At 68.5% G+C, this 712-nt stretch carries 1 protein-coding gene; it reads left to right on the top strand.

The genetic code is table 11. The features are described 5' to 3' along the window. Positions 1 to 712: cytosine permease (locus ABD944_RS42145; protein ID WP_345187877.1), on the top strand; the 712-nt coding region annotated here is incomplete at both ends.

Genomic DNA, 712 nt, shown 5'->3' with positions numbered 1-712 from the left:
AGCTCTTCAACACGTGGACGGCGCCGAACCTCGAGTTCGCGACGGTGTTCGTCGGGGTGATCGGCGTCGCGTTCTTCGGGCTCGACTTCTGGTCGGCCATCGCTGCGATCGTGCTCGGAAACGCCCTCGGCTCGATCACCCAGGGCATCCTGTCGACGTGGGGTCCGCGTGAGGGACTGGCCCAGCTCGTGCTCAGCCGCACCGCGTTCGGCCTGCGCGGCAACATCCTCCCCGCCGGCCTCAACACCGTCATGGCGGGACTCGGCTGGTTCGCCACCAACTCCGTCAGCGGCGCGCTCGCACTGACCGTGCTCACCGGGATGCCGGCGTGGCTGTCGCTCATCATCATCGTGGCCGTCCAGGTGCTGCTCGCCTTCGTCGGGCACGACCTCGTGCAGTGGTTCGAGCGCTACGCCACGTATGTGCTGGGCGCGATCTTCCTGGTCGCGGTCGTCACGATCTTCCTGCACGTGAACGTCAACGCGCCGATCAAGGGCCACTCGTTCAACTTCGCGGGCTTCACCCTCACGGCCGCGGCCGCCTTCGGCTACAGCGCCGGCTGGAACCCGTACGCATCGGCAGGAAGGGCGTCAACGCGACGAGCACGTTCGCGGGGACGATCGACGAGGTGCGGCTGTCGTCGGCGGCCCGCGCCGCGTTCCACTGGTGCTGGGCGAGGCCGACGAGGGGTACCGGCTCCGCCTGCGCATCT

The organism is Actinomadura verrucosospora, from assembly GCF_039540335.1.
GTDB lineage: Bacteria > Actinomycetota > Actinomycetes > Streptosporangiales > Streptosporangiaceae > Spirillospora > Spirillospora verrucosospora.
Note: the sequence above shows the minus strand (reverse complement) of the source record. Positions and strands in the feature narration are given on the sequence as shown.